A 12,457-nucleotide genomic window follows, 5' to 3' on the forward strand; every position below is an offset into this window, starting at 1 on the left:
AGCCCCTCCTTGCTAAGGGGGGGAGTTTGATTGGGAACCCCTCCCAGCCCCTCCTTGCTAAGGGGGGGAGTTTGATTGGGAACCCCTCCCAGCCCCTCCTTGCTAAGGGGGGGAGTTTGATTACGCCCAGTTTCCTCACTTAGCAAGGGGAAATTCTCTCTTGTCTCCCCCCTTACCAAGGGGGGATTAAGGGGGGTTACTTTCGCGCCGGCTAGGATTAGTGCGGATTTTTCGGGATTGAGAAAGTCGAAGAAGCCGTGACAGGAAAAGTGGGCGATGTCGGCATTTTGCAAGCTGGAAATTTGTTGTTGCAATCCTGTTTTGCTGGCGTTTTGTCGGCTCAATATTTCGGCGGGATTGAAGGATTTGGCAATGGCTTCGACTTCGATGTCGGTGAAGTCTAAATCTTCTGTGGGGTTTTGGATGGCAAAAAATTTGCTGGGTGATGAGTCTTCCGCTGTCAGATTTTCCCGCTGAGATAATTGCAAAAGTTGGCAACTGGGCGTGTATCTCACGCCGCCTGGGAAAAGTTCGAGAAGGTATCCGGTTTCTACGGTTTTGTCGGCTTTTTGTCGGCTGCTGGTGAGGGCGTGTAGGGGGAATAGGTGCAAGTATCGGAAGGGAACTAAGATTAATTTTTGGCAGTTTTCGGGGAGGCGAGCAATTATTTCGTCGATGTGCAGAATCTGGGCTAATTTTTCCAGGCGGGTTTCTAGTTGGTTTTTCCAGTTGTCGTATTTTTCCTCATCTTTGATGTCGTCGAGATATTCGTGTTGTAACTCTTCTAATGCTTGCAAGTCTTGAGAGGAAGATTGCCAGACATCCGGTTGAGGAGAGTCGCGGGTGATAAGGAAAACTTTAAAGCCGTTATAGGTAATGTACCATTCTAAAATCGCTTCATTTTCAGCTAAGAGTGTGCGAATTTCTGTAAAAGTAATTCGCTGTAATTTTTCTGGGAGGCTGCGGGCTTTGTGAAACAATTCTACGAGGTTGCGGGTTTTGCTGCGTTCGATGTATTCTAGGGCGGCAGTGGGGTTTTCCATGTCTAGGCAAACTTCTACCATTGACTGATAAAGTTTATTCCATTCTTCGGCTAATTTCTGTCTGTCTGCTTCGCCGCCGATAATGATTTCACTCCGCATTAATTCGACTGTCTCAATGGCAGAGTTAAAGGTATTGTACGCTTCTGGGAGTTGGGAATTGTTATGGTAGGTAAATCCGAGATTATATAAGGTGATAGCATTATTTATAGGAAATGCGTCGCGGGTGTTAATTTCCAAGGATGCCTTAAAAGCTGCGATCGCCAGTTCGAGATTATCGGCTTTTTCCCCTCTGATTCTGTAGAGGTAGCCAGCCGCCAAACTATTTTGACTCCTTGCCCATTCAGAGGGAAATGCCTCACGGGTGCAAATTTCTAATGATGCCTTATAAGTGGCGATAGCCTGTTCCAAATTATCGACTTTTTCTCCTGTAATTCTGTCGAGATAGACATCCCCCAAACTGTTGTTATTTTTTGCCCATTCAAAGGGAAATATGTCGCGTGTGCGAATGGACAAGGATGACTCAAAAGCAGCGATCGCTAGTTCGAGATTATCGGCTTTTTCCCCTATGATTCTGTCGTGATAAGCACTACCCAAATTATTTTGAATTATTGCCCAGTCTTCGGGAAATGCGTCGCGAGTCCAAATCTCTAAGGATGCCTCAAAAGCCGCGATCGCTAGTTCCATATTTTCTACTTTTTCCCCTCTGATTCTGTCCCTGTAGGCACTACCCAAATTATTTTGAATTATTGCCCAGTTTTCGGGAAATGCGTCGCGAGTCCAAATTTCCAAGGATGCCTCAAAAGCCGCGATCGCGAGTTCTAGATTATCGGCTTTTTCCCCTTTAATCCTCTGGTTGTAGGCACTCGCCAAATTATTTTTAATTATTGCCCATTTTTCGGGAAATGCGCTGCGGGTGCAAATTTCTAATAATGCTAGATAAGTGGCGATAGCGAGTTCCAGATTCTCCGCTTTTTCGCCTCTGATTCTGTCGAAGTAGGCACTGCCCAAATTATTTTGAATCTTTGCCCATTTAAAGGGAAATGCTTCGCGAGTCCAAACTTCCAAGGATGCCTCAAAAGCCGCGATCGCGAGTTCCAGATTATCGGCTTTTTCCCCTTTAATCCTCTGGTTGTAGGCACTCGCCAAATTATTTTGACTTCTTGCCCATTCAAAGGGAAATGCGTCGCGGGTGTAAATATCCAAGGATGCCTCAAAAGCTGTGATCGCTAGTTCCATATTTTCTACTTTTTCCCCTCTGATTCTGTAGAGGTACGCCATCCCCAAATTATTTTGAGTCGTTGCCAAAGCTTCAGCATAATATTCTTGCCTGGTAAAAATTTTAATGGCAACTTTATAACCTGCAATAGCAATGTCTAAATAGAGAATGTTCAACCATTTGGCTAGGAGACGATAAAAATTAATGAAAAAATTATCAAGTCGCATTTTCATTACTTTTCTCGCATTTCTTTTCTCTCTCCAGTGGCTTTGCCTGCATCAATCCGGCATGAACTAACTCGGAGTTGTTCTGCAAAACTTTGTTTTCTTCCTCGGTGGGACAGGTGAGGATAGATTCAATCAGATTTTGATAGGCTTCGCGGCGCGCTTCGTTCATTGCTTACAACCCATGTTTTTAGAATTTTACCTTTTTTGTGGGGGAAAAACAAGGGGGAAACCCGACTTTCTGAATCATCTGGAGTCGGTGAAGTATATGTAGGGTGTGGATTCATCGACAATCTATAAAAAAGAGTAAAAATCTAATAGCGACGCACCTTACAATGATCGTGTAGGCTGGTGCGTCGCTATGAGATTGTCGATTTTTTTTAGGGATTTTTAATGGCGACACACCCTACAATTTTTTGTATTTCAGAACTTCCGCACGGGTGGCCAGAAACCGGGTTTTTTCCGAAAATCTTCGCTGTATTTCACAGATTAAGTAAAAAACCAGGTTTCTTCGATGGTGGTGCGTAATTCCTGACTTTGTTAATAGTAATTATTGAAAATATTGCTATAACAAAATTATGAGGTTTGTTTGGACTAGCCGTATAGGTTGGTGCGTCGCTATGAGATTGTCGATTTTATTCAGGGATTTTTAAGGGCGACACACCCTACAGTTTTTGAGCTTTTATTGACATAGTCTTTCGCTGGACACGGCAGTGCCGTTTCCCTACAGATGATAGGCTAAATATGAAAGATTGAGTGTTAATTTTCAGAATTGGTATTTAAGGTGGTGGTAGAGTTCCAATCAGATTTTGAGCTAATTCGAGAAATTCTTCAGCTTGGGCGATCGAATCTGCTGCTTGATTAGCCATTACAGCATTCATTTCGCCATAATCTCCAGCATTTCGCAATTCCTGCGATCTAATTAAGAATTGGTGAAATTTCACAGGTACTCTCCCTGTACGAGCAAATTCTCTGCCAAAGGCGCTGATGACTGCGGAATGTTTGGAAAAAGATAATCCTTCACCCTCTAGAAATGCTTCAGCAATATAAAACATTGTGTAGTAGGCGCGAGAAGCTGCATAATCTGGATATTCGCTATCCAACATCAATCTTGCTGCTGACAGGCTTTGACGAGCTTTCAGAAGTAAGTTTAATTGATCGGGTGTCATATTAAAATTCCCTCTCTACGGATATTTCTGAGCAAAGGGCCTTGATAATTAGTAAACCGTTCTTCATTCATAAAGTTGCAGCTAATTACTACGTCATTTTGAAGAGATAAATCTGCTACAATTGGGATAGTTCGATCGATTTCTTCACCGATTTGGACTGGTGCTTTGAGAACGACCAAAACATCAATATCTGAGTCGGGATGGGCGTCGCCCCGCGCTTGGGAACCGTATAGTACCATTTGCGTGAGCCGATCGCCATACAGGAGCTCAAATTGCGATCGCAACTGGGTTAGAATAGTCTGGAGCTTATGGTTGACGTTCATATGGGCGATAGATAAATGGTTGAAGGGCGATCGTACTTGTCAATCTATGTACAGAGTATATTCTAAATTCACAAAACTCAGAGCTTAACCCCCTGCACTCTTCAACCTGCGGAGGCAGGTTTCGTCTGTGTAGACGCGGTTTCAACCGCCGTTTCAACCGCCGTCTCAACCGCGAAAAAACCCCGAACTAAACCCCCAAATCATCCGCGAAAAATAGCCCAACATTCTCGCGCAATCTCCCAATCTTCCTGAGTGTGAACCACCAAAACCCGCACCGCAGAATCAACCGCCGCAATATCAACATCAACGGGCGAATTCAAATTCTTTTCCCCATCCAACTTTAACCCAATAAACCCAAAAACTTCGCAAGCCGCAGCCCTGACAGCAGCCGAATTTTCGCCAACACCCGCAGTAAAAATCACAGCATCCAAGCCGCCCAAACTCGCCAACATCGCCCCGATACCCGATCGCAAACGGTGCAGGTAAATATCCAACGCAAGTTGAGCGCGATCGTTACCATTTGCGATCGCCTCCGCAAGCAGCCGCATATCGCTAGAAACCCCAGAAATCCCCTGCAATCCAGAATTCCGATTCAGAATATTATCTAGTTCCTCAGCACTCAAGTGCGATCGCCTTAACAGATGAATTATGATACCAGGATCGATCGCACCCGATCGACTTCCCATCATCAAACCATCCAAAGGAGTAAAACCCATCGTCGTGTCAACACTCCGGCCACCGCGAACCGCTGCCAGAGAGCATCCGTTGCCCAAATGACAGCTAATCAGCCGCAAATCAGCCAAATCGCGGTTGAGAATTTCAGCAGCCCTGCGAGTGCAATATTGATGGCTAATGCCGTGAAAACCGTAGCGGCGAATTCCCTCTTGCAGCCATTCGTAGGGGCCGGGATAAACAAACGCAGCGGGCGGCAAATTCGAGTGAAAAGCTGTATCAAAAACTGCAACTTGCGGCACATTTGGCAGGATTTTTTCAACTGCTTCGATACCTTCCAAGTTAATCGGATTGTGGATGGGAGCAAACTCAGATAAACGGGAAATTTCCTGTTTGACTTCCGGCGAAATTAGCGTGCTTTGCTGATATTTTTCCCCGCCGTGTACGACGCGATGACCGACAATATCAATTTCGTTTAAACTGTTAATAACTTGAGTTTCACCCTGCCACAGAGTCTCAAGCATTCGGGCGATCGCCTCCTCGCGAGAATCCGAGGCGATTTCTTGATCAAGCGTATGGCCAGCAGCAGTTTTGACTTGCAACTCCCCCGCACCTTCGCGGTGACTCCAGTCAATTTTTGCTTCCCAGAGAGGTTCTGGCGGGCGATCGAGAATCGAGTCATTTAATTCGTACAAGCAGCTTTTTTGACTGCTAGAACCTGCATTTAAAACTAATATTTTCATTGGGGATTGGGCATGGGGAATGGGGCATGGGGCATGGGGCATGGGGCATGGGGCATGGGGAATTGGGCATCGGGCAAACAGGGCAAACAGGGCATTGGGCATTGGGAATTCAGGGCTGGCGCATTCCGACTTCAGAAACCGGGTTTTTAACATTTTCTGCTCGTTCGAACCAAGTATTTTGCTCAAAAACCCGGTTTCTGGCTACCCGTATTAATTGTTAGCTATTCACTAATGACGACTTTATTAAGAAATTTATCAAAATGTTAAGTATTAATGCAATCCGTAGCCAAGCGTTACGGTTATTTGATATATCTTCGTCATCAGATTTTCATTGATTAAAGTTTAAGGAGCCGATCGCCATGTTGACAACAATTTTATTAACCGTTGCACCCAGAACCGTAGAATGGAGCCCCACAATTGGGATTATTATGGTTGTGTGCAATATTTTAGCCATTGCCATCGGCAAATCAACCATCAAAAATCCCAGCACAGGGCCGGCAATGCCCTCATCGAGTATGTTCGGCGGTTTGAGTTTGGGTGCAGTTTTGGGAACTACCGCTTTCGGTCATATTTTGGGAGCAGGTACGATTTTAGGATTGTCTTATATTGGTGCGATTTAGAATTTAGGGTGCGCGCCGCGCACCTTTTCTAAACTTAGGTACCGGGTAAATTGCGGAGGTTTTCATCCATGTGCGATCGATCGCCCAAAACCTCCAGCATCGGCCCGCGGACATCAAACTTGACAATACTAATAGAAGCTGCTAAAGCGGCAATGCGATTGCGATAACTTCCCAAATCAATCCCCAACAAACTGCACAGAACAATCCGAATAGTCGCCTTGTGGGAAACCACCAAAACATTACCAGTCTTGTACTTTTCCTGAATTTCTGCGATAACTAAGGACGATCGGCTAGCAATTTGCACAGAAGTTTCCCCCTCAGTCGGTGCATTCCAAGCCGGTTCCGTCAACCAATTAATGTAATCTTCAGCATATTTTTCGCGAACAAATTCAACCGTTTCACCTTCCCACTTGCCGTATTTAATTTCCTTCAATCCATCGCGGAGTTGCATTTCAATTCCCACCGCATCGCACAAAGGCTTTGCAGTAGCAATTGTGCGCTTCATCGGGCTGACATAAACAGCATTCCAAGGCAATTTTGCGTAAGTTGCAGCAAACTGTTCGGCCATCATAGAACCTTCCGGTGTCAATTCTGCGTCGAGGTCGCCGCAGAAGCCGCCTGTTTTGCTGTAAACTGTTTCACCGTGCCGTAGAAAGTAGATTTTCAAGCTCATGAGTTAATTGTATGTGAAGGCGATCGGGTTAGCAAAAGAGTTTAAGAAACTCCTTCAAATTATCGAACTCAGGATGATTCCAATGAATGTACAAATCCTAAATCGCGCTCGCGATTTATGCTAAGATAACTTACATATTATATTGTTGTAATTGTATACTAGACGAACGTCATGCAGAATGCAGACCTTTTTGAAGTCATGGAACGCGATCCAAGCAAGGTGAGTGGTGCATGGGTATTTCGCGGAACGCGCGTACCTGTTTCCGCCTTTTTCGAGAATCTTAAAGATGGTGCTTCTATTGACCAGTTTCTCGAATGGTTTCCGGGGGTAACTCGCGCCCAAGTTGAAGTGCTACTCGATCGCGCGCTAGCCTCATTAACGCAGATGGCACAAGCATGAAAATATTGTTCGATCAAGGTACGCCAGTACCCTTGCGCCGCTCGTTGCTGGGTCATAAAGTAGATACTGCTTATGAACGTGGATGGTCAACATTAGCAAATGGCGATCTGCTCGAAACTGCCGAAGGCGATGGATATAATCTGCTGGTAACAACCGATCGCAACTTGCGTTATCAACAAAACCTGGCAAACCGAGAAATCGCTATTGTGGTATTGCTGTCTACATCGTGGCCGCGCATTCAACGACATCAAGACGATATTCGGAACGCGATCGATACAATTGTTCCGGGCGCATACCTCGAAATTGAGATTCCTTGCTGAAGCTTTATTTAACATTCTATTCTCAAACAAATAAAATCTTGTAGGGACACGGCAGTGCCGTGTCCCAATCCACGAGTCCGCGCCGGATACGGCAATGCCGTTTCCCTACCCTGGTGCGCCCGATCGCACTCCCTGTTCGCCCACCTCCGGATCTTTCGTTTCCTTAGCCCCTTCCGACGAAACCGCCCCCGCGTGCGGCCACTTCCAGTCGCGGATTTCCGGCATATCGTCGCCGTATTTAGTGATATACTCCCTGTGATCGATCAGCTTGTCCCGCATGGCTTGTTTACCGTAAGCTGCAACAGAACTCAGTTTCCCAACGCGATCGAGTACGTCGCCAACTAAATGGAAGCGATCGAGATCGTTAATCACCACCATATCAAACGGTGTCGTAGTCGTCCCCTCTTCCTTATAACCGCGAACGTGAATGTTTGGGTGATTAGTCCGGCGGTAAGTCAAGCGGTGAATCAGCCAAGGATAGCCGTGAAAAGCAAAAATCACAGGCTTATCTTTCGTGAACAAAGCATCAAAATCGCGATCGGACAAACCGTGAGGATGTTCGCTCGCAGGCTGAAGCGTCATCAAATCCACCACATTCACCACCCGCACCTTTAACTCAGGATAATCGCGGCGCAGAATATCAACAGCAGCCAAAGTTTCCAGCGTCGGAACATCACCCGCGCAAGCCATCACCACATCCGGTTCGCCGCCTCGATCGTTGCTAGCCCACTCCCAAATCCCGATGCCGGCGGTACAGTGTTTGATTGCAGCATCCATGTCCAAATACTGCAAAGCCGGCTGCTTCCCTGCAATAATCACGTTGACGTAGTGGCGGCTGCGGAGACAGTGATCTGTAACAGACAGCAAAGTGTTCGCATCCGGTGGTAAATAAATCCGCACCACTTCCGCTTTCTTGTTAATTACGTGGTCGATAAAGCCCGGATCTTGGTGAGAAAAACCGTTGTGGTCTTGCCGCCAAACGTGAGATGTTAGTAAGTAGTTGAGAGAGGCGATCGGTCGGCGCCAAGGAATATCGCGCGTAGTTTTCAACCATTTAGCGTGTTGGTTGAACATCGAATCGATGATGTGAATAAACGCCTCGTAACAAGAGAAAAAGCCGTGCCTTCCCGTCAGCAAATAACCTTCCAGCCATCCCTGACACAGATGTTCGCTGAGGACTTCCATCACTCGGCCATCGGGGGTGAAGAGCCGATCGTCCTCCGGTAAAGTTTGGGCCATCCATTCCCGACTCGTCACTTCAAACAGCGGATCGAGGCGATTTGAGGCCGTCTCATCCGGCCCCACAACTCGGAAATTCCGGTTTTCCTGATTGAGTTTCATCACATCCCGCAGGAAACGCCCAGCCACGCGAGTTGCTTCGCCCATTACAGTACCCGGTTTCTGCACGTCTACGGCGTAGTCAGCAAATTCCGGCATTTTCAAGTCTCGCAGCAGCAGACCGCCGTTAGCGTGCGGATTTGCCCCCATCCGCCGAGATCCCTTCGGTGCAAGTTCCGCCAATTCTGCAATCAATTTACCCTTGTCGTCGAAGAGTTCTTCGGGCTTGTAACTTTTCATCCAATCTTCCAGCAGTTGGACGTGTCCCGGCTTAGAAGCCATTTCTGCTAATGGAACTTGGTGCGATCGCCACGAACCCTCTGTTTTCTTACCGTCAACTTCCTTCGGCCCAGTCCAGCCTTTAGGAGTTTTCATCACAATCATCGGCCACTGCGGGCGATCGGCATAACCGTCAGTCCGCGCTTTTTCCTGAATCGCCTTAATTTCGCCGATCGCAGTATCGAGAGTTGCAGCCATCAACTGGTGCATCGTCTCCGGGTCTGAACCTTCCACCCAATAAGGCTTGTAGCCGTAACCAACCATCAAACTTTCCAATTCCTCGCGGGGAATGCGCGCCAACAGCGTCGGATTAGCAATTTTGTAGCCATTCAGGTGCAGAATCGGCAACACAGCCCCATCCCGAACCGGATTGAGAAACTTGTTAGAATGCCAGCTAGCAGCCAGCGGGCCGGTTTCCGCTTCCCCGTCACCGACAACAGCCGCCACAATCAAATCGGGATTGTCGAAGGCCGCACCGTAGGCGTGGACGAGGGCGTAGCCGAGCTCGCCGCCTTCGTGAATCGAACCCGGAGTTTCCGGCGCGACGTGGCTGGGGATACCGCCGGGAAACGAGAACTGTTTGAACAGCCGTTGCATCCCTTCTTCATCCTGGGAAATGTTCGAGTAATATTCGGTGTAAGTCCCTTCGAGATAGGTGTTAGCCACCAAGCCAGGCCCGCCGTGTCCGGGGCCTGCGATGTAGATGGCGTTAAGGTCTTGGGATTTGATAATCCGGTTGAGGTGAACGTAGATAAAATTGAGGCCTGGAGTTGTGCCCCAATGTCCGAGGAGTCGGGGTTTGACGTGTTCGAGTTTGAGGGGTTCTTTGAGTAGCGGGTTGTCGAGGAGATAGATTTGTCCGACGGATAGGTAATTTGCAGCGCGCCAGTAGGCGTTCATTTTGTGCATTTCTGAGTCGGAAAGCGGCTTTAATTGCGGGATCTCGGTGGTTCCTAGCATCATAAGCTGTTGACTCCTGAGTTGTGGTTGTTTTTTTGGTAAACTTTGTTTTGAGATTAGGACTTCTGGGGATCCAGAAACCGGGTTTTTTACAAAAATACTTGGTTGCAACCCGCAGATTAGGCAAAAAACCCGGTTTCTTTGTGGGAGTGCGTAATTTATGTTTACTCCATATTTCACAAGCAAACAATTGAATTGTACCAATTTTATCTAAATCCAAGTTTAAATCAACGTTAATTTTTGAGTAACAAGTCAGCTATTATCACGGCAGAAAAGCCGGAGGTTGTGAGGGGTAAAAGCCAGCAATAAAAAAGATACTTCTTTAGGTAGAGGTGAGAATAATTTATATTACATATGCAGATTTTCAATTGTGGAGCTATAATGAAAAAGTTAAACATTAAATCTGAAGGGGGCCTTAATGCTACCTGTTAAGAAAAAACTTGTCACCGATGAAGCAATGCGTCCAGTTGCAGTATTGATTGATTACGAGGACTGGCAGAAAATTGAGCAATTGTTAGAGACTCTGATAATTCAAAAGACAGAAAAAAGTAATTTAGCCAAGTATGCGGGTGTCATTAAACTAATTCAAGACCCGTTAGAGTACCAGAAACAAATTAGGGAGGAGTGGGATTGAGTCAAGCTTTAATTGTGTTAGATACCAATGTAGCTTTGTACTACTTGGGCGGCCGCTTAATAAATCCATTACCAGCAGGACAATATTTTGTTTCAGTGATAACTGAGATAGAATTATTATCTTATCCTAGTCTTAGTTCTGAAGAAGAGGTACTGATTCGTGATTTCTTGACTAATATTACAGTGGTTGGGCTGGATAGTAATATCAAGGATTTGGCGATCGCATTGCGTAAAACTTACAGGCTCAAACTTCCCGATGCCGTAGTTGCAGCAACAGCCAATTTTCTCAATGCAATGCTGTTGACGAATGATATCAAACTGACTAATTTAACAAAGATTAATACTGAGTCAGTGCAAATTTTGTAAAAAAGGGCGATCGCACTTTCATAGAAGTGTTGCAAAAAGGGCGATCGTTTCTCACAGCAAAGAGTTCCCTCGCGCTCGCACCTTCGGAAATCCTCAATTCATCTTCGATAGTAGCGATAGTACCTGTAGGGTACATCGCCACCCTTAAATTCCCAAGAAAAATCGACAATCTAATAGCGACGTACCTTGCAAAACAGAGTCAACGTGCATACATAGGAAAAAAACTTATTCGGGCGATCGCACTATAATACCAAATAGATACCTAATTAATAAATCAAATAAGATTCCATGACAATCAAAGAATTAGAAGCGCAACTTCTAGCATTAACGCCAGCAGAGAAAGCTCAAATTATCCAATTATTAACCCAAAATTTAGCTAACACCTGGCAAGGAATTAGCAAAACTCCTGGTGTCTGCGGCGGTGATGCTTGTATTAGAAAGACTAGGATTCCTGTTTGGGTGCTGGTGACTTTTCGCCGCTTAGGCATGAACGAATCCCAACTCTTAGATAACTATCCCACACTAACTGCTACCGATCTAGCAAATGCTTGGGCTTATGCGGCCGCTTTTCCAGATGAAATTGAAATAGCTATCCGCGAGAATGACGAGGATTGAGAAAATGGCGCGTCTGTATGCTGACGAACAATTTCCCAGAGTGGTTGTAGAATTACTGCGCTCTATGAGTCACAATATTCTGACAGTGCAAGAAGCCGGAAGGGATAACCAAAAGATTCCTGACGAAAAAGTGTTAGCTTTTGCAGTAAGTGAAAATCGGGCTGTTTTAACTCTTAATCGCCGTCATTTTATCAGACTGCACAGCTTGCAGCCTGACCATGCTGGAATCATTGTCTGTAGGGCAGAGGAGGATTTAGCCAGAATGGCTGCTAATATTAATGAGGCTATTTCCTCACTTGAAACATTAACAGGTCAATTGATTCGAGTTTATCGCTCAGGGCCGCCGTCTATATCTTAAGCGATCGCCTGCTGGGTGACAAAGGCAGGTAAAGTCGATCGCACATATCGCCTTTCTGACGACTGAGGAGATTTTAGACCCGCGGGAGGTCAGGGATAGGGTGGGTGGTGCGATCGCGCAAACGCGCGTTAAGTTGTTTAATCCACGCACTGAACAATGGTCACAATATTTTGCTGGAGTGAAGACGATTCAACCCGACGATTGAATGAATATTAACCTGCTTTTGCTAAAGAACGAACTGTTAAGATTTCATCAGAGCGTAGAACTTCTACAGTAGAGATTGGGACTGCTATGACTGTCAGAGACTCACCAACAGCATTAAATACTTCCAACAGACAGGCCTCTTCACCACCACTAGGATGAGAAACAAAATCAACCAAGGTTGCAATATCTCCTGCTTTGAGTTGATATTCTGGTAAGTCACGGGTTAAAGCAACTTCCTGATATAGCTCTAGGGTCATGTTAATTCTCCTTAAGAGGTTTGAGCGTCACGAACTGAAATTTTC

Annotated in this window: 16 protein-coding genes; 8 read left to right on the forward strand and 8 right to left on the reverse strand. The window is 46.0% G+C overall.

Annotated features, from left to right (window positions below):
* From QUB64_RS01470 to QUB64_RS01490, 5 genes are all read right to left on the reverse strand, one after another.
* On the reverse strand, positions 1-2,492 hold a 2,492-nt coding region (locus tag QUB64_RS01470), incomplete at its 3' end, for a CHAT domain-containing protein (RefSeq protein ID WP_333393937.1).
* The gene (locus QUB64_RS01475; protein WP_333274064.1) at positions 2,476-2,655 is read right to left on the reverse strand and encodes a hypothetical protein; all 180 of its coding nucleotides are present in this window, start codon (positions 2,653-2,655) and stop codon (positions 2,476-2,478) included. The genes QUB64_RS01470 and QUB64_RS01475, both read right to left, overlap by 17 nt.
* Positions 2,656-3,262: 607 nt before the next feature.
* The gene (locus tag QUB64_RS01480; protein ID WP_333274061.1) at positions 3,263-3,652 is read right to left on the reverse strand and encodes a HEPN domain-containing protein; all 390 of its coding nucleotides are present in this window, start codon (positions 3,650-3,652) and stop codon (positions 3,263-3,265) included.
* Positions 3,649-3,975, reverse strand: coding sequence for a nucleotidyltransferase domain-containing protein (locus tag QUB64_RS01485; RefSeq protein ID WP_333274059.1), 327 nt, complete (start codon positions 3,973-3,975; stop codon positions 3,649-3,651). Before QUB64_RS01485 ends, QUB64_RS01480 begins: the two co-directional genes overlap by 4 nt.
* 200 nt (positions 3,976-4,175) lie before the next feature.
* Positions 4,176-5,390: an acetate kinase gene (locus QUB64_RS01490; protein WP_333274056.1), complete on the reverse strand. Its 1,215-nt coding sequence runs from the start codon at positions 5,388-5,390 to the stop codon at positions 4,176-4,178.
* Positions 5,391-5,402: 12 nt separating this feature from the next.
* Here QUB64_RS01490 and QUB64_RS01495 point away from each other — a divergent pair, with 12 nt between their 5' ends.
* Both QUB64_RS01495 and psaK read left to right on the forward strand, forming a co-directional pair.
* The gene (locus QUB64_RS01495; protein WP_333274053.1) at positions 5,403-5,540 is read left to right on the forward strand and encodes a hypothetical protein; all 138 of its coding nucleotides are present in this window, start codon (positions 5,403-5,405) and stop codon (positions 5,538-5,540) included.
* Between the two features lie 209 nt (positions 5,541-5,749).
* A complete protein-coding gene (psaK, locus tag QUB64_RS01500; protein ID WP_333274050.1) occupies positions 5,750-6,010 on the forward strand; it encodes a photosystem I reaction center subunit PsaK in 261 nt (86 codons plus the stop codon).
* A 34-nt stretch (positions 6,011-6,044) separates the two neighbouring features.
* On the opposite strand, the gene QUB64_RS01505 is transcribed toward psaK, so the two are convergent.
* Positions 6,045-6,683: a histidine phosphatase family protein gene (locus QUB64_RS01505; protein ID WP_333274047.1), complete on the reverse strand. Its 639-nt coding sequence runs from the start codon at positions 6,681-6,683 to the stop codon at positions 6,045-6,047.
* Positions 6,684-6,854: 171 nt separating this feature from the next.
* On the opposite strand from QUB64_RS01505, the gene QUB64_RS01510 reads away from it, so the two are divergent.
* A complete protein-coding gene (locus QUB64_RS01510) occupies positions 6,855-7,082 on the forward strand; it encodes a DUF433 domain-containing protein (protein WP_333274044.1) in 228 nt (75 codons plus the stop codon).
* Positions 7,079-7,402, forward strand: a complete 324-nt coding sequence (locus QUB64_RS01515) for a hypothetical protein (protein WP_333274042.1) — start codon at positions 7,079-7,081, stop codon at positions 7,400-7,402. Before QUB64_RS01510 ends, QUB64_RS01515 begins: the two co-directional genes overlap by 4 nt.
* A gap of 105 nt (positions 7,403-7,507) precedes the next feature.
* Here QUB64_RS01515 and QUB64_RS01520 read toward each other — a convergent pair whose 3' ends face one another.
* Complete coding sequence (locus tag QUB64_RS01520) at positions 7,508-9,982, reverse strand: phosphoketolase family protein (RefSeq protein ID WP_333274039.1); 2,475 nt, start codon at positions 9,980-9,982, stop codon at positions 7,508-7,510.
* Between the two features lie 415 nt (positions 9,983-10,397).
* Here QUB64_RS01520 and QUB64_RS01525 point away from each other — a divergent pair, with 415 nt between their 5' ends.
* The 4 genes from QUB64_RS01525 to QUB64_RS01540 all read left to right on the forward strand — a co-directional run bounded on the left by QUB64_RS01525 (position 10,398) and on the right by QUB64_RS01540 (position 11,951).
* Positions 10,398-10,613, forward strand: coding sequence for a hypothetical protein (locus QUB64_RS01525; protein WP_333274036.1), 216 nt, complete (start codon positions 10,398-10,400; stop codon positions 10,611-10,613).
* A complete protein-coding gene (locus QUB64_RS01530; RefSeq protein ID WP_333343305.1) occupies positions 10,604-10,978 on the forward strand; it encodes a type II toxin-antitoxin system VapC family toxin in 375 nt (124 codons plus the stop codon). The genes QUB64_RS01525 and QUB64_RS01530 overlap by 10 nt, the downstream gene beginning before the upstream one ends.
* Before the next feature lie 288 nt (positions 10,979-11,266).
* Positions 11,267-11,593: a DUF433 domain-containing protein gene (locus tag QUB64_RS01535; protein ID WP_333274031.1), complete on the forward strand. Its 327-nt coding sequence runs from the start codon at positions 11,267-11,269 to the stop codon at positions 11,591-11,593.
* A 4-nt stretch (positions 11,594-11,597) separates the two neighbouring features.
* Positions 11,598-11,951 (forward strand): DUF5615 family PIN-like protein, encoded by a 354-nt coding sequence (locus tag QUB64_RS01540; RefSeq protein ID WP_333274028.1) that lies wholly within the window; start codon positions 11,598-11,600, stop codon positions 11,949-11,951.
* Positions 11,952-12,163: 212 nt separating this feature from the next.
* On the opposite strand, the gene QUB64_RS01545 is transcribed toward QUB64_RS01540, so the two are convergent.
* On the reverse strand, positions 12,164-12,412 hold the full coding sequence (locus QUB64_RS01545) for a DUF4926 domain-containing protein (protein ID WP_333274025.1): 249 nt from the start codon (positions 12,410-12,412) through the stop codon (positions 12,164-12,166).
* Between the last annotated feature and the right edge of the window lie 45 nt (positions 12,413-12,457).

Origin of the sequence: Microcoleus sp. Aus8_D2 (assembly GCF_036702665.1) — a bacterium.
Classification (GTDB): Bacteria; Cyanobacteriota; Cyanobacteriia; order Cyanobacteriales; family Microcoleaceae; genus Microcoleus.

Bases quoted from the DNA above. Each gene is read 5' to 3' on its own strand.
- QUB64_RS01520 (WP_333274039.1), bottom strand. From the start codon at position 9,982: ATGATGCTAGGAACCACCGAGATCCCGCAATTAAAGCCGCTTTCCGAC.
- QUB64_RS01480 (WP_333274061.1), bottom strand. From the start codon at position 3,652: ATGACACCCGATCAATTAAACTTACTTCTGAAAGCTCGTCAAAGCCTG.
- QUB64_RS01505 (WP_333274047.1), bottom strand. From the start codon at position 6,683: ATGAGCTTGAAAATCTACTTTCTACGGCACGGTGAAACAGTTTACAGC.
- QUB64_RS01495 (WP_333274053.1), top strand. From the start codon at position 5,403: ATGGGGAATGGGGCATGGGGCATGGGGCATGGGGCATGGGGCATGGGG.
- QUB64_RS01485 (WP_333274059.1), bottom strand. From the start codon at position 3,975: ATGAACGTCAACCATAAGCTCCAGACTATTCTAACCCAGTTGCGATCG.
- QUB64_RS01525 (WP_333274036.1), top strand. From the start codon at position 10,398: ATGCTACCTGTTAAGAAAAAACTTGTCACCGATGAAGCAATGCGTCCA.
- psaK (WP_333274050.1), top strand. From the start codon at position 5,750: ATGTTGACAACAATTTTATTAACCGTTGCACCCAGAACCGTAGAATGG.
- QUB64_RS01540 (WP_333274028.1), top strand. From the start codon at position 11,598: ATGGCGCGTCTGTATGCTGACGAACAATTTCCCAGAGTGGTTGTAGAA.
- QUB64_RS01545 (WP_333274025.1), bottom strand. From the start codon at position 12,412: ATGACCCTAGAGCTATATCAGGAAGTTGCTTTAACCCGTGACTTACCA.
- QUB64_RS01490 (WP_333274056.1), bottom strand. From the start codon at position 5,390: ATGAAAATATTAGTTTTAAATGCAGGTTCTAGCAGTCAAAAAAGCTGC.
- QUB64_RS01535 (WP_333274031.1), top strand. From the start codon at position 11,267: ATGACAATCAAAGAATTAGAAGCGCAACTTCTAGCATTAACGCCAGCA.
- QUB64_RS01475 (WP_333274064.1), bottom strand. From the start codon at position 2,655: ATGAACGAAGCGCGCCGCGAAGCCTATCAAAATCTGATTGAATCTATC.
- QUB64_RS01510 (WP_333274044.1), top strand. From the start codon at position 6,855: ATGCAGAATGCAGACCTTTTTGAAGTCATGGAACGCGATCCAAGCAAG.
- QUB64_RS01515 (WP_333274042.1), top strand. From the start codon at position 7,079: ATGAAAATATTGTTCGATCAAGGTACGCCAGTACCCTTGCGCCGCTCG.